The sequence below is a fragment of the Mesorhizobium sp. M0587 genome (assembly GCF_040320945.1).
In the GTDB taxonomy this organism is placed as follows: domain Bacteria; phylum Pseudomonadota; class Alphaproteobacteria; order Rhizobiales; family Rhizobiaceae; genus Mesorhizobium.
Map to the genome: position 1 here is coordinate 14,136 of NZ_JAMYQP010000056.1, position 17,794 is coordinate 31,929.

Sequence of the window (17,794 nt, forward strand, 5' to 3'; positions counted from 1 at the left end):
CGATATCGAGGAAGCGGGGCTTTGGCTCCGCTTTTTTGTTGCCTGCTTTTTCGCGACAGCCTTCGGCAACGAAAAAGCCCGCCGGCATGGCCGACGGGCTTGGACTGTAGCCTGGAGGACCTTTTAGTTGAACTTGTACTTCGCGCCGAGGCGCACGGTGTGGAAGGAAGAGGTGGCGGTGAGGGTGTCGTCAGGCGCACCGAACTCCGAGGAAAGATCCTTCTTGGCGAACTGCGAATAGCGATATTCGAGACCGACAGTGACGTTGCTGGACAGAGCCGTTTCCAGACCGCCACCAACCGAGAAGCCGCTGGAGCCCCAGTCGAGGATATCGCCGACCGGGTCGGAAGCGTTCAGATCGAAATGCTGCCAGCTGTAGCCGGCAAGCGCGTAGGCGAGGGTCGATTCGTTGACCTTCATACCGACGCGGCCAAGCACGTCGAAGCCGTAGTCGGTATCCACATTGATCGATCCGCCGCCGAGGTCCAGCTTGGAGGTCATGCCGGAATACCGGGCGTCGACCATCACGCCTGCAACCCAGTTGCCGAACTCATGGTCGTAGCCGACGTTCAATTCACCGAAAACACCTTCGCCGCCGAGGCCGTTGAATTCCAGATCGCCGAACGGCGAAACGTTGATCTGATGCACGGAGGCACCCGAGCCAAGACCGCCGCCGACGTAGAAGCCGGTCCAATTGTAAGCGGGAGTCTCGAAGGCAGCACCACCGCCATTCTGCGCATTGAAGCGATAGTTGGCAGCGACCTGGAAGGTATGCCGCGACGTATCGAGATTGAGCAGGCCATCCGGAGCGCCGACAAGGCCGGCCTCGGACAGGAGATCACCCTTGGTGCCAAAGCGGGTATAACGATATTCGGTCTTGATTGTCCAATTGCTGTTAAGGGCCGTTTCAACGCCGGCCCCGACAAAGTATCCGCTCTGGTCCCAGTCGAAGCCGAAGCCGGCGTTCGTGTCGAGCTTGTACTTCTGCCAGGAATAGCCGCCGAGCACGTAGCCCAGAGTGTTTGGTGTGAAGAGATAACCTGCACGCAAACCGGCATCGAAGCCGTAGGTCTCCTGGATCGAAGCGCTCAGTCCGCCAGCATCCAGCGTGGTTTCGACATTACCGACGTGAGCGTCCAACAGTCCGCCGAGCAGGAAGCGCGGTGAGACCATGTAGTCGTAGCCAACCGTCAATTCACCGTAAACGCCTTCGCCGCCAATGCCGTTCAGCGAAATGGGAGCAAAATCGCTGCCCAGTTCGTGGACATTGGCTCCGGCGCCGACACCAAACCCGACATAGACACCGCTCCAGTTAAAGCCGGACGCTTCGACCGGCTGCGCCACATCAGCCGCATGCGCGACAGACATCAAAGCCAAAGCTGAAACGGCACCAAAAAGAATAGATTTCGCAGATGTGCGAATAAACATAGCCCGTACCCCTGATTAATAACCCCAAGTCATTCCTATCAGGGGTTCGGCAAATTTAGGAATGACAAAAATGCAACATTGATGGGCAAAGTGACGTTACAGCACATGTTTCAGCGCCGAATGCCTGGGAACGGGCTTGGCGGCAGTGGCCCTCAAAGAAAACCCGCCGGCATGAACCGGCGGGGTGACAGGAGAAAGCCCTTCAGGGTGAATCAGGCGGCGAGAACGGCTTTCGGCTCGACCAGGTCATAGCCGAGCGCCTCGGCGACCGCACGGTTGGTGATCTTGCCCTTGTGGACATTGAGGCCGTTGCGCAGATGGTGGTCGTCGACCAATGCCTTCAGGCCCTTGTCGGCGAGCTGCAGACCGTAGTGGAGCGTCGCGTTGTTGAGCGCGTGGGCCGAGGTGACAGGCACCGCGCCGGGCATGTTGGCGACGCAATAGTGGATAACCCCGTCGACCTCGTAGGTCGGCTCGGCATGGGTGGTCGCATGCGAGGTCTCGAAGCAGCCGCCCTGATCGATGGCGACGTCGACCAGCACTGAACCCTTCTTCATGCCCGACAGCATTTCGCGCGACACGAGCTTGGGTGCGGCGGCGCCCGGGATCAGCACGGCGCCGACGATGATATCGGCTGAAAAGCATTCTTCCTCGAGCGCTTCGACGGTGGAATAGCGCGTGTGGACGCGGCCGGCAAAGAGGTCGTCGAGCTGGCGCAGCCGCGGGATCGAGCGGTCGATAATGGTGACGTCGGCGCCGAGGCCGACCGCCATGCGGGCCGCGTGCAGGCCGACGACGCCGCCGCCGAGCACCGTGACCTTGCCGGGCAGCACGCCGGGCACGCCGCCGAGCAGCACGCCACGGCCGCCATTGGCCTTCTGCAGCGCCGTGGCGCCGGCCTGGATCGACAGGCGGCCGGCAACTTCCGACATCGGCGCCAGCAGCGGCAGGCCGCCACGGTCGTCGGTCACCGTCTCATAGGCGATCGCCGTCACGCCGGAAGCGAGCAAGCCCTTGGTCTGCTCAGGATCCGGAGCCAAATGGAGATAGGTATAGAGAATCTGGCCGTCGCGCAGCTGGGCCCATTCATTGGGCTGCGGCTCCTTGACCTTGACGATCATGTCCGACTTGGCGAACACGTCGGCGGCCGTCTTGGCGATGGTTGCCCCGGCGGCGCGATAGGCGTTGTCATCGGCGCCGATGCCGGCACCGGCTCCGGTCTCGACCAGCACCTCGTGGCCATGGGCGACATATTCGCGGACCGAGCCGGGCGTGAGGCCGACACGATATTCGTGGTTCTTGATTTCCTTGGGGCAGCCGACGCGCATTTTTCTTCTCCTGATCCGGCCCTTTTGGGCTCACTCCCTGTATCAACGAAGTGAACCATGAATCGCTGCGCAGGTGTTTGCGAATGCGCTTGCGCTAACAGGCGGGTTTCGATAATCGTTGCGCGAAATTGCAAGATATTCGCAGGATTCACGAAAAATGCCGCTCGACAGGATCGATATCGCCATTCTTGAGACATTGCAGAAGGAGGGGCGGATACCCAATGCGGCGCTTGCCGAAAAGGTGGGCCTGTCGCAATCTGCCTGCTCGCGCCGGCTCGACAATCTGGAGAAATCCGGAACCATCCGCGGCTATCATGCACGGCTCTCCAACGCAGCGCTTGGTCATCAGATGACGGCGATCGTCCATATATCGTTGTCGGGGCAATTCGAAAAGACGCTGTCGGATTTCGAAGCCGCGATCAAGCGCTGCCCGAACGTTCTGTCTTGCCACCTGATGTCGGGCGAATATGATTACATCCTGCGCATCGCCGCGAAGGATCTTGTCGACTACGAGCGCATCCACAAGGAATGGCTGTCGGCGATGCCGCATGTGACGAAGATCAACTCGTCCTTTGCGTTGCGCGAGATTGTCGACCGCACGGCCATGGGCATGAAGCCCGAAATGGCCTAGCTGGCTTCGAATGCCTCGGTAACGATCCGGTCCATCGGGATATCGTGCGGCTGCGGGTAGATGGTGACGATGCGCTGCAGCTCGTAGCCGACGCCGATAACCAGCGGCTTGAACGGCATCGCAGCCAGTGTGCGATCGAAAAAACCGCCGCCATAGCCCAGCCGATAGTTTGTCGGGTCGATGCCGACGATCGGCGAGATGACGATGTCGGGCAGCACCGGATCGCCCTCGGCCGGTATCGGGATATTCCAGACGCCTTTTTCCAACCGGTCGCCCGGTCTGTATGCACGGAAGATGAGCGGCTGCGCTTTCTCGACGACGATGGGCAGCGCGGTGCGGCCGCCGCGTGCGTTGATGGACGCCACCCACGGCCGCAAGTCGGGCTCGCCGCGAAATGGCCAGTAAAGACTGACCATGCGGCCGGCGATGTCGCCGATGACAGCGTCCAGGCCTTCGGCGATGCGTTGCGACATCGCCGTTCGGGCATCGGCTGAAACCGCCAGCCGAGCAGCGATAAGCCGCTCGCGCTCGGCCTTGCGCCAGCGCCTCACATCGGTCCAGTCGCTCAAGGGCGCGGGGAACTCGGGATCGAGCTCGTGCATGAAACAAGGCGGCGACGAATACTGCGCCGGAGCTTGGTCTTCGGGATATTTGGCCACGCGTCACCTTTCGTGCGGTTTCGGACAGGCTATACCTGGTGACGGCGGCTGACATGTTGCATTCACGACATCCAGCGACGAGTCCCAGGCAGGTGCCCCGCATTGTTGCGCTGCACAAAATACCTACATTGAGACGGGAGCTTACATCGTTCTGGAGTGGATGAGATGAACCGGAACAGCCATCACGTCGTCGTTGTCGGCGCGGGTTTCGGCGGCCTCGAATTCACCCGCGCGCTCGCCAACGCGCCGGTGCGCATCACCATGATCGACAAGCGCAACCACCATCTTTTTCAGCCGCTTCTCTACCAGGTGGCAACCACGGCGTTGGCAACCTCCGAGATTGCCTGGCCGATCCGCCACCTCCTGCGCAAACGCAAGGATGTGACGACGCTGCTCGCCAACGTCAGCGGCGTCGACCGCACCGGCAAAAATGTCCTGCTTGAGGACGGCAGCGCCGTCGCTTACGACACGCTGGTGCTCGCGACCGGCGCTCGCCACGCGTATTTCGGCCATGACGAATGGGAACCCTTCGCACCAGGGCTGAAAACGCTGGAAGACGCCACCGCCATCCGGCGACGCATTCTTCTGGCCTTCGAGCAGGCTGAGCGCGAAACCGATCCTGCCAGACGCCGGGCGCTGCTCACGCTGGCGATCGTCGGTGGCGGGCCGACTGGCGTGGAACTGGCCGGCACCATCGCCGAACTGGCGCATGACGCGTTGCGCGGTGAATTCCGCAACATCGATACCGGGCAAGCGCGCGTGGTGCTGATCGAGGCCGGCGACCGCATCCTCGCCAACTTTGCGCCCGACCTTTCCGCCTATGCTGCGAAGGCGCTCGAGCGGCTGGGCGTGACGATCGAGCTCGGGCGGGCCGTCACGCGTTGCGACGCCGAGGGCGTCGTCTTTGGCGACAAGCAGCTGGCGGCGAAGACGATCCTGTGGGCGGCGGGCGTTGCCGCTTCGCCAGCCGCCGAATGGCTCGGCACACCGGCGGACCGGGCGGGCAGGGTGCTCGTCGAGCCAGATTTGACCGTTCCGGGCAGCCCGGAGATTTTCGTGATCGGAGATGCCGCGCATGTGCCGCGCCCTGACGGGCGGCTCGTTCCCGGCGTGGCGCCTGCCGCCAAGCAGGAGGGCCGGCATGTTGCCGCCACGCTGAAAGCCCGGCTCGCCGGCGACACGAGCCCGCGGCCGTTCCGCTACAGGCATGACGGCGATCTGGCGACGATCGGCAAGCGGGCAGCCGTGATCGACTTCGGCTGGATGAAGCTGACCGGTTGGCCGGCGTGGTGGCTGTGGGGACTTGCCCACATCTATTTCCTGATCGGCTTTCGCAACCGGCTTGCGGTTTCGCTGAGCTGGCTATGGATCTACGCCACGGGCCAGCGCAGCGCGCGCCTGATCACGCAAGGAGATGACGACAAGGGCTGATATTCTTTCGCCTGCGCCTGTTCATCGGCGCGTCATCTGTTGCTGATCGACTGACGTCCGATGCGCAACTTCTCGGATGGACTCGGATGGGTTTCAGCGCGAAGTTCGCTTCGGGGCAGGGCTCGTCAGGTCGTCGAAGAAGGAGAAAACATGTCGCAACTGCTCCATCCCCTCTCTCGCCGCGGTCTCCTTGCCGGCGCCGCCGCCACGGGGGCGTTGATCATGCTTCATCCCTTCTCCGCCCGCGCGCAGGCCAACCAGGCGCATCTGAGGATCATGGAAACCACCGACATCCATGTGAACGTGCTGCCCTATGACTACTACGCCGACAAAGCGAACGACACGATGGGCCTGTCGCGCACGGCGTCGCTGATCGATGCCGTGCGCAAGGAAGCCGTCAATTCGATGCTGATCGACAATGGCGACCTGCTGCAAGGCAATCCGATGGGCGATTACATTGCCTACGAGAAAGGCCTCAAGGACGGCGATCTGCATCCGATCATGAAAGGCATGAACCTGCTCGGCTACGAATGCTCGACGCTCGGCAACCACGAGTTCAACTACGGCCTGTCATTCCTCGACAAGGTGCTGGCCGGCGCCAATTTTCCCTTTGTCTGTGCCAACTTGATCCGGGGCACCGAGCTTGCGGCCAACCCGCGCGACGACAAGCTCTATCTGAAGCCCTATGTCATCCTCGACAAGAAGATCAAGGACGGTTCCGGCGCCGAACAGCCGATCAGGATCGGCATTATCGGCTTCGTGCCGCCGCAGATCATGGTCTGGGACCTGAAGAACCTCGAGGGCAACGTCAAGACGCGTGACATCGTCGACGCGGCCAAGGCCTGGGTGCCGCAGATGAAGGAGGAGGGCGCCGATATCGTGGTTGCTCTCTCGCATTCCGGCATCGACGTGAAGCAGGGCGAGATGATGGAGAACGCATCGTTCTTCGTCGCTGGCGTCGATGGCATCGACGCGGTGTTTACTGGTCACCAGCATCTGGTCTTCCCCGGCAAGAAGGATTTCCAGTCGCTTGAGGGCGTCGATGCCCAGAAGGGCACGTTGCAGGGCAAGCCTGCCGTCATGGGCGGCTTCTGGGGCTCGCATATGGGGCTGATCGACCTGATGCTGGAGCGCGACGGATCGAAATGGAAGGTCGTTTCCGCTACGTCGGAGGCACGGCCGATCTTCGAACGCGTCGACAACAAGAATAAGCCGACCGTGCCGGACGACAACCGCATCATCGCCGCGCTCGAACAGGACCACCAGGCGACACTGGCCTATGTGCGACGTCCCGTCGGCAAGACCTCCGCGCCGCTCTATTCCTATTTTGCGCTGGTCGCCGACGATCCGTCGGTGCAGGTCGTAAGCCAGGCGCAGACCTGGTACCTCCGCGATATCCTCAGGAACACGCAATGGAAGGACGTGCCGCTGCTGTCCGCCGCCGCACCCTTCAAGGCTGGCGGGCGCAACGGCGCCGACTACTATACCGACGTCCCGGTGGGCGACATCGCCATCAAGAATGTCGCCGACCTCTATCTCTATCCCAACACCGTGCGCGCCGTCGAAATCACCGGTGCCGAGGTCAAGGAATGGCTGGAAATGTCGGCCGGCATCTTCAACAGGATCGAGCCGGGCAAGCCCGACCAGTCCCTCATCAATACCGATTTCCCATCCTACAATTTCGATGTCATCGACGGCGTCGCCTACAGCATAGACCTGTCGCAGCCGCCGAAATACGATCCCAAGGGTGGACTGGTGAATGCTGGCACCAACCGTATCGTCGACTTGATGTTCGACGGAAAACCAATTGATCCAAATCGGAAATTCGTCGTCGCGACGAACAATTACCGGGCCGGCGGTGGCGGCAACTTCCCAGGCATCGATGCCTCGAAGATCATCTATGAGGCGCCGGATACCAATCGCGACGTCATCGTTCGCTATATCGTGAATCAGGGCACGATCAATCCGTCGGCGGACGACAACTGGTCGTTCGCGCCGCTGCCCGGAACCAGCGTGGTGTTCGAAACCGGCGCTAAGGCGAAGGATTTCATCGCAGAGGTGAAGTCGCTGAAGATCGAGCCGGCGGGCGAGGGCGAAGCTGGTTTTGCGAAATACCGCATCACCCTTTGATCATCGATATCCTGCCGTGCGTCGTCGGGTGGATATTCCAGTGCGCCCGCACAAACGCAAAGGCTCCTTCCATAGCAGGCAGGATCGGCCTCGACGTCGGCTTGCCGCAGGCAACGAAACGCGGTCAGCGCGTTGGGCTACGCCTTGTAGACCACTTGGCGCACGTCGATGTAGCTGGCGCGGAAGCCGGCTTCGCAATAGTGCAGGTAGAACTCCCAAAGCTTCTTGAAGCGGTCGTCGAAGCCGAGCGGAACGATCTTCTCCCACGAAGCCCGGAAGCGATGGCGCCATTCGGCCAGCGTGCGCGCATAATCGTCCGGAAACACGCGCTCGCGCAGATGAGCAAGGCCGTGATCCCTGCCGAGCGCCTTCAGGATCGACGGCGTCGGCAACATGCCGCCCGGAAAGACATAGCGCTGGATGAAATCCGGCCTGGCGCGATAGGTGTCGTAGGCCGCTTCATTGATGGTGATGATCTGCAGGCCCGCGGTGCCGCCGGGTCTCAGGCAGGCCTTCATCTTGCCGAAAAACACCGGCCAGTATTTCTCGCCGACCGCCTCGAACATCTCGATCGAGGCGATCCGGTCATAGGTGCCGGTCTCGTCGCGATAGTCCTGCAGCTTGATGTCGACCCTGTCCGCAAGACCGGCCTTGGCGATGCGCGCCTTGGCGAAGTCGTGCTGCTCGCGGCTGATCGTCAGCCCGGTAACGTGGCAGCCGATCTCGCGTGCAGCGAATTCGGCGAAGCCGCCCCAGCCGCAGCCGATTTCCAGCACGTGGTCATTCGGGCCGATCCCGCTGTCCCTGGCCAGTTCCCGGTATTTGGCGGCCTGGGCGCTTTCCAGGTCGTTGGCGCCGTTCGCGTAGAGTGCGGACGAATAGGTCATGCTCGGATCAAGCCATTCCCTGTAGAAGGCGTTGCCGAGATCGTAATGCGCCGAGATGTTGCGCTTGGAACCGGAAGGTGTGTTTTCGTTGAACCAGTGGCGGATGCGCTGGACCGCGTTGACCACCCAGCTTGCCCCGCCGGCGACCTTCTCGCCGAGGACGGAGTTGATCACGAACAGCTCGAGGAAACTGGTCACATCCGGGCTTTCCCAATCGCCGTCCATGTAGGACTCGGCAACGCCGATCGTGCCGCCGGCAAAGGCGCGGCCGGGCAGCCGCCAGTTCTTGAGCACCAGTTCGGCCTCGGGGCCCGGCCCCTTGCCACCGACGAGGACGGCACGGCCGTCCGGCATCCTGACCTTCAATGAACCGCGCGGCAGGCTCATCGCCGCCGACAGCACCATGCGCGCCTTGGCTGGCAGGCCCTTGACGATCTCGGCGAAATTGAATTCGTCCAGCTTGACCGCGTCGCCCGGCGTCGTGCCGGAATGATTGTCGTAAGCCATGTCGCGCCCCCGGATTTTCGCGATACCCGTGCAATTGCCGGTCGCGCTTTTCGCAGTTCAATTCGCCGGGTTCGAACGCCTTTGCCCGACCGGATAGCTGACCGGCTCGGCCATGGGGCGAGCTCGAACGAAAGCCGATCGGCCCTTAGAGCTTCAGCGCTTCCCGGTGAATCCCCGCGACAATCTTCCACGTCATGGCGGGGAACTTCAAGAGGCAGGCTGCGGGCAGGGCTAAGCCAAAAGGTGGTTGCGGAACTGCCCTGCTTTGCCCTGTCTGCCGCCAGGATGCCGGCGCGCCATGGGGTGGCCGATATCGGCTACGCAATGGCCGACACCGGGTCTCCCGGAACCGTCGAGGGCGTTTGCCGGTTGATGATCTTCCCACCGCGGCGGCTGGTCGCGTCAAAAACGTCTATGGCCGGCGCCGAGCTTGTGCGATAGCTTAGCCATGCGTTATGTGATCGTCATCTGCGCCATCGCCTTTTTCGTGATCTGGGACGGCCTGTACAATCAGGGCCGGTATCTCGACATCGCGGTCAAGGATTTCTCTCATGTCGTGCGCTACGTGACCGGCAAGGTCTAGATATTCCATCCAACGGCAGCGGGCCGATGCTTCATCCCGCCTCTGTTTTCCCGGAAGATCCCTGTTTTCCCGAAAGATAAAGTTCCGAGCAATTTCAGGCGCGTCGCAAGGACGCGTGGCGCGATGAACGGTTGACGCGAGAAGTCTACCGTCACAAAAGAGCCGGCGTTCAGAGCGTGATCCCGAAAAGTGGAAACTGGTTTTCGGACAAGATCCTGCTCAACCAGACGGAGCCCTATCCCGACCCGTCGGGATGGAACAGGCTCCAGACCGAGGAGGCGGGGTTGATTAGGCATATCGTTTTCTTCAGCGCGCGGCGCAAAGAGGATGTGGAAGCAGTGCGCACCGGCCTGCTGGCGCTTGGCGATATCCCCCACTCCAGCCATTTCGAAGTGACCCTCAACACCAAGGTCGACCCGCTGTCGGACGAGATCGACGTGGTCGTCTATGCAGAATTCGCTGACCACGCAGCGTTGGCCGCCTATAAGGCGCATCCGCTCTATGCCCAGACGACCAGCAAGGTCAAACCATTGCGCGAGCTGCGTTATTCCGCCGATGTCGTTGCCGGGAGCTGACCCTGGCCTGCTTCAGCAGATGGCTTTTCGACGTCCCGATGAAGCATGTGCAGGCGCGCCCAGCACGTTCCCGGCCTTTCGCCAAGATCGCGATCAAGTCTTGAACCACTCCTCGGAATGATGCACATCGCGCCCGCATGACCCGAACAACAGCCGCCGGCACTCATCCGCTCGATCATCTGGTACTGCCGACGCAGAGCCTCGATGTGGCGCGGGCCAGGCTCACCTCGCTGGGTTTCGTCGTCGCCCCAACCGGCATTCATCCCTTCGGAACGGAGAACTGTTGCGTTTTCCTCGCCGACGGCACCTATCTGGAGCCGCTTGCGATCGGCAGCGCACAGGTTGCGACGAAGGCTGTGGCCGCGGGCAATGTCTTCGTCGCGCGTGACCACGTCTATCGCGAGAGCCTCGGCGACGAGGGATTTTCCGCGCTGGTTCTCGGCACCGGCGATGCCGAGGCCGATCACGCGCGCTATGTCGAAGCCGGTCTGTCGGCGGGAGATACGTTGAGCTTTTCGCGCGCTTTCACCGACACGGCGGGAAAAAGCGATGTCGCGGCGTTCAAGCTTGCCTTCGCTTCCGGCAGCAAGGATACCGACGCTTTCTTCTTCGCCTGCCAACGCATCAACGCGCCGAGAGTGGACCGCGCTGCTTTGCAGGCCCACGCCAATGGTTCCACCGGCATCGTCGAAGTGGTGGCGGTCAGCGACCAACCTGCCGGACAGCATCGGCTGGTTTCCGTGGCGGTGGACGATGCCGCTGGCGGGCAAGGTGGTGTATTCCGTTTGCCGAATGCAACCTTGAGCGTGCTCGATCCCGCGTCTTTCACCACGCGCTTCGGCGTTCCGGCCGGTTCACCGACGAAACTTCGCTTCGCTGCGGTCGTCTTTGCAGTCCGGAGCGCGGATGTCACATCGAGGCTGCTTGCATCCAATTCCATCCGACACGATATGTCGGGCAATGATATTGTCGTGCAGCCGGCATCCGGACAGGGCGCGGCCTTCATCTTCCGGGAGACCCCATGAGCAAGCCCCTGGCACCCAATTCGTCGGTAACCGTCGGCAACGTCGTCTTCGACAACAGCGCGGCCTTGTCGCTGATCGCCGGCCCCTGTCAGTTTGAATCGCGCCAGCACGCCTTCGACATGGCCGGCGCGCTGAAGGAACTGACGGGCAGGCTCGGCATAGGCCTCGTCTACAAGACCAGCTACGACAAGGCCAATCGCACCTCGCTATCGGCGACGCGCGGCGCCGGCATGGACGCGGCACTCCCGGTCTTCGACGAACTGCGCAAGGAATTTTCGCTCCCGGTGCTCACCGATGTGCACACCGAGGAACAGTGCGCGATCGTCGCGCCGCATGTCGATGTGCTGCAGATTCCAGCTTTCCTGTCGCGCCAGACCGACATGCTGGTCGCCGCCGCCAGGACCGGCAAGGTGATCAATGTGAAGAAGGGACAATTCCTGGCCCCCTGGGATATGAAGAACGTGGTCGCCAAGATCACCGGCTCCGGCAACGCCAACGTGCTGACTACCGAGCGCGGCGCGTCCTTCGGCTACAACACGCTGGTGTCCGACATGCGCGCTTTGCCTGTTATGGCCGAGATCGGCGCGCCGGTGATCTTCGACGCCACGCATTCGGTTCAGCAGCCGGGCGGGCAGGGCGGTTCGTCCGGTGGCGAGCGTCGCTTTGTCGAGACGCTGGCACGCGCGGCTGTCGCCGTCGGTGTCGCCGGCGTGTTCATCGAGACGCACCAGGATCCGGACAATTCGACCTCTTCCGATGGCCCGAACATGCTGCCGCTGAAAGACATGCCGGCACTCCTGGAAAAGTTGATGGCGTTCGACCGAGTGGCGAAAGCCCGCTGAGCCGGGCGCATCGTCCGCCGATCGCCGACGCTTGTGGGCCGCGCGCCCGCCCGTTCCACCAACGAACGGCCCAGCTACCAAAGGGCCCGTTTCGGGGCCTTTTTGGGGGAGGCGACGCGATGCCTATTCGCCGATGTGCAACGCCGCCAAAGGCGCCATCGTCTTCGGCGCCGACTGCTGATTGTCGCACGACGTCAGGAACGCAGCCGCGATCAGGAACAGACTGACGATACCGCTCAACTCAGACATGGCGAAACTCCTCCTGTTTCGCCCCGCGCAACAACAGCCATAACCGAAATTCGCGCCTGATGGCATGACTTATGATGACAGAAATTTGCGCTTCGTGAATCGGATAGACGGCAATATTCGCCAAGGGGCCGATTGCCTTTTGCGTCGCTTTGGCTAAGACGTGCGCGACGCTTCGTCAGATCAATCGGGGACATCGCAATGACCGCCATCATCGACATTGTCGGGCGTGAAATCCTGGACAGCCGTGGAAATCCGACCGTCGAGGTCGACGTCGTGCTCGAAGACGGCTCGATGGGCCGCGCCGCGGTGCCGTCCGGCGCCTCGACCGGCGCGCACGAAGCGGTTGAGCTTCGCGACGGCGGCGCCCGCTATCTCGGCAAGGGCGTGCTCAAGGCGGTCGAAGCGGTGAACGGCGAGCTGTTCGAGGCGATCGGCGGCATGGAAGCCGAAAACCAGATACACATCGATCAGACCATGATCGAGCTCGACGGCACGCCCAACAAGAGCAGGCTCGGTGCCAACGCCATTCTTGGCGTTTCGCTGGCGGTGGCCAAAGCCGCGGCCGACGCCGCCGGCCTGCCGCTCTACCGCTATGTCGGCGGCACCAAGGCTCACCTCCTGCCGGTACCAATGATGAACATCATCAATGGCGGCGCGCACGCCGACAACCCGATCGACTTCCAGGAATTCATGATCCTGCCGGTCGGCGCGCCGACGTTGCGCGAAGGCGTTCGTTGGGGTTCGGAAATCTTCCACACGCTGCGCAAGAAGCTGAAGGATGCCGGCCACAACACCAATGTCGGCGACGAAGGCGGCTTTGCCCCGAACCTGAAGAGTGCGCCGGTGGCGCTGGATTTCATCATGGAATCGATCGAGAAGGCCGGTTTCAAACCGGGCGAGGAGATCGCACTCGGTCTCGATTGCGCGGCGACCGAATTCTTCAAGGACGGCAACTACGTCTATGAAGGCGAGAAGAAGACGCGCGACCCCAAGGCTCAGGCCAAGTATCTCGCCAAGCTCGCCGCCGACTATCCGATCATCTCGATCGAGGACGGCCTGGGCGAGGACGATTGGGAGGGCTGGAAGTACCTGACGGACCTGATCGGCAAGAAGACGCAGCTGGTCGGCGACGATCTGTTCGTCACCAACACGGCGCGCCTGCGCGACGGTATCCGCATGGGCGTTGCCAATTCCATCCTGGTCAAGGTCAACCAGATCGGCTCGCTGACGGAAACGCTGGACGCGGTCGAAACCGCGCATAAGGCCGGCTACACCGCCGTCATGTCGCACCGCTCGGGCGAGACGGAAGATTCGACCATCGCCGATCTCGCCGTCGCCACCAATTGCGGACAGATCAAGACCGGGTCGCTGTCGCGCTCCGACCGCATGGCCAAGTACAACCAGTTGATCCGCATCGAGGAAGAACTCGGCAAGCAGGCGCGCTACGCCGGCAAGTCGGTGCTGAAGGACTGATCCGGAAACGCCGGGTCATCGGATGTTGACCAAGGGCGGGCATTCCCGCCCTTTTTCATTATGCGCCAAGATGATCATCCGTAACCGTCCGTTAAGCACAATCGGGCGAAAAAGATCGCAGGCGGCCTGAGTTCGCGGCTGCGAGGACCTGGATCATGTGGACGCGTCAGCACAAGCAGAGAAACACCGGCCGGCTGATCATTCCCTCGCTCTGCGCGGCGTTCCTGGCCTATTTTGGCTTTCACGCCTATCACGGTGAATTCGGCATCAATTCGAAATATCAGCTGGAAGCCCAGACGGTCGCGCTGCAAGCTCAACTCGACGCCGTCAAGGCGCGCCGGATGGAACTCGAGCAGCGTGTCCGGCTCATGCATGACGGCACGCTGGAGAAGGACATGCTCGACGAGCAGGCGCGCAAGGCGCTGAACTTGTCCCAGGCTGACGAAATTACCATCATGCTGCCGGGCTCGGCGAATTAACCTGTATTCCGTTAATCAGCAATATTTTCAATGATTTTAGTCGCTTAGGCGCATGCCAGCTATGCATTTTCGACATGGCGGAACGCGTTCTCACGTGTTAGCCTCCCATAAATCGGTGGGGAGAGCTGATCTTCCCGGAGCAGTTTTGATCCTGCTCTGATGTCCGCAAAGAGACACCAACAGGGAGTGATGCATGGCCACCGCAGCCAGAAAAGCGCCTGCCAAATCCAAATCCGACGGTAAAGCGGGGCTTTCAGCACCCAAGCCTGTCGAGTTCACCAAGGACGAAGAGCTTGCCGCCTACCGGCACATGCTGCTCATCCGCCGCTTCGAGGAGAAGGCCGGCCAGCTCTATGGCATGGGCTTTATCGGTGGGTTCTGCCATCTCTATATCGGCCAGGAAGCAGTCGTTACCGGCATGAAGATGGCGCTGGTCGACGGCGACCAGATGATCACCGCCTATCGTGATCACGGCCACATGCTGGCGATGGAGCTGTCACCGCGTGGCGTCATGGCAGAGCTCACCGGGCGGCGCGGCGGCCTGTCCAGGGGTAAGGGCGGCTCCATGCACATGTTCTCCAAGGAGAAGCATTTTTACGGCGGCCACGGCATTGTCGGCGCGCAGGTCTCGCTCGGCACTGGGCTCGCCTTTGCCAACCGCTATCGGGACAACAACAATGTCTCGCTGACCTATTTCGGCGACGGTGCCGCGAACCAGGGCCAGGTCTATGAAAGCTTCAACATGGCCTCGCTGTGGAAGCTGCCGGTGATCTACATCATCGAGAACAACCGCTACGCCATGGGCACCTCGGTGTCGCGCTCGTCGGCGGAGACCGATTTCTCGCACCGCGGCGCCTCGTTCAAGATTCCCGGCATCCAGGTCGACGGCATGGATGTGCGCGCTGTCAAGGCCGCCGGCGATCTCGCCACCGAATGGTGCCGCGCCGGCAACGGGCCGCTGATCCTCGAAATGCAGACCTATCGCTACCGCGGCCACTCCATGTCGGACCCGGCGAAATACCGCTCCAAGGAAGAAGTGCAGAAGATGCGCTCCGAACGTGACCCGATCGAGCAGGTCAAGGCGCGGCTGATCGAGAAGAAGTGGGCGACCGAGGACGAATTGAAAGCAATCGACAAGGAGGTTCGCGACGTCGTCGCCGACGCCGCCGAATTTGCTCAGAACGACGCCGAGCCGGATCCGTCCGAGCTCTGGACCGACATCGTATTGTAAGGGGCCAGGACATGCCGATCGAAATTCTCATGCCCGCCCTTTCGCCGACCATGGAAGAGGGCAACCTTTCCAAGTGGTTGAAGAACGAGGGCGACAAGGTCGTCGCCGGTGACGTCATCGCCGAGATCGAGACCGACAAGGCGACGATGGAAGTCGAAGCCGTCGACGAAGGCACGCTGGGCAAGATCCTGATCGCCGCCGGCACCGAGGGCGTCAAGGTCAACACCCCGATCGCTGTTTTGCTGCAGGACGGCGAGAGCGCTGGCGACATCGCCAAAGCCTCCAAGCCGGCTCCTGCCTCTACGCAGGACGCAGTGTCGGCTGGTGGGCAGCGCACCGACGCAGCCGAGGAAGGCTCGAAGGCGACGCCCCAGGATGCCGGAGAGGCGCCGAAGGCCTCCGTTCCCGCCGCCCCGGCGGCAAAGCCCGCCGCCGATCCGGATATTCCGGCCGGCACCGAAATGGTCTCGACCACGGTGCGAGAGGCCTTGCGTGATGCGATGGCCGAGGAAATGCGCCGCGACGGCGATGTCTTCGTCATGGGCGAGGAGGTCGCCGAATACCAGGGCGCCTACAAGATCACGCAAGGGCTGTTGCAGGAATTCGGTCCGCGGCGCGTCGTCGACACGCCGATCACCGAACACGGCTTTGCCGGCGTCGGCGTCGGTGCGGCGATGGCCGGCCTGAAGCCGATCGTCGAGTTCATGACGTTCAATTTCGCCATGCAGGCAATCGACCAGATCATCAATTCGGCCGCCAAAACGCTCTATATGTCCGGCGGCCAGATGGGCGCGCCGATCGTGTTTCGCGGACCGAACGGCGCGGCGGCTCGCGTCGCCGCCCAGCACTCGCAGTGCTACGCCGCCTGGTACAGCCACATTCCCGGCCTGAAAGTGGTGATGCCTTACACTGCGGCCGACGCCAAGGGCCTGCTCAAGGCGGCGATCCGCGATCCCAACCCGATCATCTTCCTCGAGAACGAAATCCTCTACGGCCAATCCTTCGATGTGCCGAAGCTGGATGATTTCGTGCTTCCGATCGGCAAGGCGCGCATCCACAAATCAGGCAAGGACGTCACCATCGTCTCGTTCGGCATCGGCATGACTTATGCGGTCAAAGCGGAGGCGGAACTGCGCGGCCTCGGCATCGACGCCGAGATCATCGACCTCAGAACGATCCGCCCGCTCGATTTCGACACCATCATCGCCTCGGTCAAGAAGACCAACCGCTTGGTGGTGGTGGAGGAAGGTTATCCGCAGAACTCGGTCGGCGACCATATCGCCAACCAGGTGTCGCAGCGCGCCTTCGATTTCCTTGACGCCCCTGTCATCACTATTGCCGGCAAGGACGTGCCGATGCCCTATGCGGCGAACCTCGAAAAATTGGCGTTGCCCAATGTCGGCGAGGTCATCGAGGCGGTCAAAGCCGTCGCGTATCGCTGAACCGGCCGGAGGACAAAATGCCAATCAACATCACCATGCCGGCGCTCTCGCCCACGATGGAAGAGGGTAATCTTTCCAAGTGGCTCGTGAAGGAGGGTGACAAGGTTTCGCCGGGCGATGTCATCGCCGAGATCGAGACCGACAAGGCGACGATGGAAGTCGAGGCTGTCGACGAAGGCACGGTTGCCAAGCTCGTCGTTCCCGCCGGCACCGAAGGCGTCAAGGTCAATGCTCTGATCGCCGTGCTCGCGGCTGAGGGCGAGGATGTCGGCGCTGCCGCGAAGAACGGTGGCGGCGCAGCACCGGCGAAAGCCGAGGCCAAGCAGGACAAGGCGCCAATCTCCCCACCCGTGGGGGAGATGTCGACGAAGTCGACAGAGGGGGGCGCTGTCCCTCCAGCCGCGGGGAGCGAGGCGCCCCCCTCTGGCCTGCCGGCCATCTCCCCCACGGGTGGGGAGATCAGCCAATCGTCGAACGGCCGCACTTTCGCCTCGCCGCTTGCCCGTCGCATCGCCAGGGAAGCCGGTGTCGATGTCTCCGCCGTGACCGGCACCGGCCCGCATGGCCGTGTGGTGAAAGCCGACGTTGACGCGGCGATTGCCGGGGGCGGTGCCAAAGCCGCGCCTGCTGCCAAGGCAGCGCCGGTCGGTGCTCCGGCAGTTAAGGCGATGTCGGACGAGCAGGTGCTGAAGCTGTTCGAGGAAGGCTCCTACGAGCTCGTCCCGCACGACAACATGCGCAAGACCATCGCGCGGCGGCTGGTCGAGGCCAAGACCACCATCCCGCATTTCTACCTGACGCTCGACTGCGAACTCGACGCGCTGTTGGCACTGCGCTCGCAGCTCAATGCGGCCGCCCCAGTGAAGAAGACCGAGAAGGGCGAGGCGCCGGCCT

Annotated in this window: 17 protein-coding genes; 12 read left to right on the plus strand and 5 right to left on the minus strand. The window is 62.2% G+C overall.

Annotated features, from left to right (window positions below; all coding sequences use genetic code 11):
* Positions 1–123: 123 nt before the first annotated feature.
* Together NKI49_RS30450 and ald are read right to left on the minus strand one after the other, a co-directional pair.
* A complete protein-coding gene (locus NKI49_RS30450; RefSeq protein ID WP_352604445.1) occupies positions 124–1,428 on the minus strand; it encodes an outer membrane protein in 1,305 nt (434 codons plus the stop codon).
* A gap of 212 nt (positions 1,429–1,640) precedes the next feature.
* Positions 1,641–2,756: an alanine dehydrogenase gene (gene ald / locus NKI49_RS30455; protein WP_352604443.1), complete on the minus strand. Its 1,116-nt coding sequence runs from the start codon at positions 2,754–2,756 to the stop codon at positions 1,641–1,643.
* A 157-nt stretch (positions 2,757–2,913) separates the two neighbouring features.
* Between ald and NKI49_RS30460 the strand changes: the two genes are divergently transcribed.
* Positions 2,914–3,387, plus strand: coding sequence for an Lrp/AsnC family transcriptional regulator (locus NKI49_RS30460; RefSeq protein WP_027026996.1), 474 nt, complete (start codon positions 2,914–2,916; stop codon positions 3,385–3,387).
* On the opposite strand, the gene NKI49_RS30465 is transcribed toward NKI49_RS30460, so the two are convergent.
* Positions 3,384–3,989: a 5-formyltetrahydrofolate cyclo-ligase gene (locus NKI49_RS30465; RefSeq protein WP_352604470.1), complete on the minus strand. Its 606-nt coding sequence runs from the start codon at positions 3,987–3,989 to the stop codon at positions 3,384–3,386. The two genes, NKI49_RS30460 and NKI49_RS30465, sit on opposite strands and share 4 nt — an antisense overlap.
* A gap of 222 nt (positions 3,990–4,211) precedes the next feature.
* Between NKI49_RS30465 and NKI49_RS30470 the strand changes: the two genes are divergently transcribed.
* The gene (locus tag NKI49_RS30470) at positions 4,212–5,477 is read left to right on the plus strand and encodes an NAD(P)/FAD-dependent oxidoreductase (protein WP_352604441.1); all 1,266 of its coding nucleotides are present in this window, start codon (positions 4,212–4,214) and stop codon (positions 5,475–5,477) included.
* A 150-nt stretch (positions 5,478–5,627) separates the two neighbouring features.
* Positions 5,628–7,607, plus strand: coding sequence for a bifunctional 2',3'-cyclic-nucleotide 2'-phosphodiesterase/3'-nucleotidase (locus tag NKI49_RS30475; protein ID WP_352604439.1), 1,980 nt, complete (start codon positions 5,628–5,630; stop codon positions 7,605–7,607).
* 137 nt (positions 7,608–7,744) lie between these two features.
* Here NKI49_RS30475 and NKI49_RS30480 read toward each other — a convergent pair whose 3' ends face one another.
* The gene (locus NKI49_RS30480; protein WP_352604437.1) at positions 7,745–9,001 is read right to left on the minus strand and encodes a class I SAM-dependent methyltransferase; all 1,257 of its coding nucleotides are present in this window, start codon (positions 8,999–9,001) and stop codon (positions 7,745–7,747) included.
* A 448-nt stretch (positions 9,002–9,449) separates the two neighbouring features.
* Here NKI49_RS30480 and NKI49_RS30485 point away from each other — a divergent pair, with 448 nt between their 5' ends.
* From NKI49_RS30485 to kdsA, 4 genes are all read left to right on the plus strand, one after another.
* A complete protein-coding gene (locus NKI49_RS30485; RefSeq protein ID WP_352604435.1) occupies positions 9,450–9,584 on the plus strand; it encodes a hypothetical protein in 135 nt (44 codons plus the stop codon).
* 284 nt (positions 9,585–9,868) lie between these two features.
* Complete coding sequence (locus NKI49_RS30490) at positions 9,869–10,159, plus strand: Dabb family protein (protein WP_352604468.1); 291 nt, start codon at positions 9,869–9,871, stop codon at positions 10,157–10,159.
* Positions 10,160–10,296: 137 nt separating this feature from the next.
* Positions 10,297–11,184, plus strand: a complete 888-nt coding sequence (locus NKI49_RS30495; protein ID WP_352604433.1) for a VOC family protein — start codon at positions 10,297–10,299, stop codon at positions 11,182–11,184.
* A complete protein-coding gene (gene kdsA, locus NKI49_RS30500) occupies positions 11,181–12,026 on the plus strand; it encodes a 3-deoxy-8-phosphooctulonate synthase (RefSeq protein ID WP_352604431.1) in 846 nt (281 codons plus the stop codon). The genes NKI49_RS30495 and kdsA overlap by 4 nt, the downstream gene beginning before the upstream one ends.
* Before the next feature lie 123 nt (positions 12,027–12,149).
* Here the strand turns inward: kdsA and NKI49_RS30505 are convergent, their stop codons facing one another.
* The gene (locus NKI49_RS30505; protein WP_352604429.1) at positions 12,150–12,275 is read right to left on the minus strand and encodes a hypothetical protein; all 126 of its coding nucleotides are present in this window, start codon (positions 12,273–12,275) and stop codon (positions 12,150–12,152) included.
* Positions 12,276–12,473: 198 nt separating this feature from the next.
* Here NKI49_RS30505 and eno point away from each other — a divergent pair, with 198 nt between their 5' ends.
* The 5 genes from eno to NKI49_RS30530 all read left to right on the plus strand — a co-directional run.
* Positions 12,474–13,748 carry a phosphopyruvate hydratase gene (gene eno, locus NKI49_RS30510; RefSeq protein WP_352604427.1) on the plus strand — a complete coding sequence of 425 codons (1,275 nt, stop codon included), beginning with the start codon at positions 12,474–12,476 and terminating at the stop codon, positions 13,746–13,748.
* Between the two features lie 155 nt (positions 13,749–13,903).
* Positions 13,904–14,227 (plus strand): FtsB family cell division protein, encoded by a 324-nt coding sequence (locus tag NKI49_RS30515; protein WP_352604425.1) that lies wholly within the window; start codon positions 13,904–13,906, stop codon positions 14,225–14,227.
* Between the two features lie 193 nt (positions 14,228–14,420).
* The gene (gene pdhA / locus NKI49_RS30520) at positions 14,421–15,458 is read left to right on the plus strand and encodes a pyruvate dehydrogenase (acetyl-transferring) E1 component subunit alpha (RefSeq protein WP_352604423.1); all 1,038 of its coding nucleotides are present in this window, start codon (positions 14,421–14,423) and stop codon (positions 15,456–15,458) included.
* A gap of 11 nt (positions 15,459–15,469) precedes the next feature.
* Positions 15,470–16,900 (plus strand): pyruvate dehydrogenase complex E1 component subunit beta, encoded by a 1,431-nt coding sequence (locus tag NKI49_RS30525; RefSeq protein WP_352604421.1) that lies wholly within the window; start codon positions 15,470–15,472, stop codon positions 16,898–16,900.
* Positions 16,901–16,917: 17 nt separating this feature from the next.
* Positions 16,918–17,794, plus strand: an 877-nt coding sequence (locus NKI49_RS30530) for a biotin/lipoyl-containing protein (protein ID WP_352695870.1), incomplete at its 3' end; no start/stop codon positions are given.

Coding starts and splice junctions, on each gene's coding strand:
- kdsA (WP_352604431.1), top strand. CDS start 11,181: ATGAGCAAGCCCCTGGCACCCAATTCGTCGGTAACCGTCGGCAACGTC.
- pdhA (WP_352604423.1), top strand. CDS start 14,421: ATGGCCACCGCAGCCAGAAAAGCGCCTGCCAAATCCAAATCCGACGGT.
- NKI49_RS30480 (WP_352604437.1), bottom strand. CDS start 9,001: ATGGCTTACGACAATCATTCCGGCACGACGCCGGGCGACGCGGTCAAG.
- NKI49_RS30515 (WP_352604425.1), top strand. CDS start 13,904: ATGTGGACGCGTCAGCACAAGCAGAGAAACACCGGCCGGCTGATCATT.
- eno (WP_352604427.1), top strand. CDS start 12,474: ATGACCGCCATCATCGACATTGTCGGGCGTGAAATCCTGGACAGCCGT.
- NKI49_RS30475 (WP_352604439.1), top strand. CDS start 5,628: ATGTCGCAACTGCTCCATCCCCTCTCTCGCCGCGGTCTCCTTGCCGGC.
- NKI49_RS30485 (WP_352604435.1), top strand. CDS start 9,450: ATGCGTTATGTGATCGTCATCTGCGCCATCGCCTTTTTCGTGATCTGG.
- NKI49_RS30505 (WP_352604429.1), bottom strand. CDS start 12,275: ATGTCTGAGTTGAGCGGTATCGTCAGTCTGTTCCTGATCGCGGCTGCG.
- NKI49_RS30465 (WP_352604470.1), bottom strand. CDS start 3,989: ATGCACGAGCTCGATCCCGAGTTCCCCGCGCCCTTGAGCGACTGGACC.
- NKI49_RS30470 (WP_352604441.1), top strand. CDS start 4,212: ATGAACCGGAACAGCCATCACGTCGTCGTTGTCGGCGCGGGTTTCGGC.
- NKI49_RS30525 (WP_352604421.1), top strand. CDS start 15,470: ATGCCGATCGAAATTCTCATGCCCGCCCTTTCGCCGACCATGGAAGAG.
- NKI49_RS30450 (WP_352604445.1), bottom strand. CDS start 1,428: ATGTTTATTCGCACATCTGCGAAATCTATTCTTTTTGGTGCCGTTTCA.
- ald (WP_352604443.1), bottom strand. CDS start 2,756: ATGCGCGTCGGCTGCCCCAAGGAAATCAAGAACCACGAATATCGTGTC.
- NKI49_RS30460 (WP_027026996.1), top strand. CDS start 2,914: ATGCCGCTCGACAGGATCGATATCGCCATTCTTGAGACATTGCAGAAG.
- NKI49_RS30495 (WP_352604433.1), top strand. CDS start 10,297: ATGACCCGAACAACAGCCGCCGGCACTCATCCGCTCGATCATCTGGTA.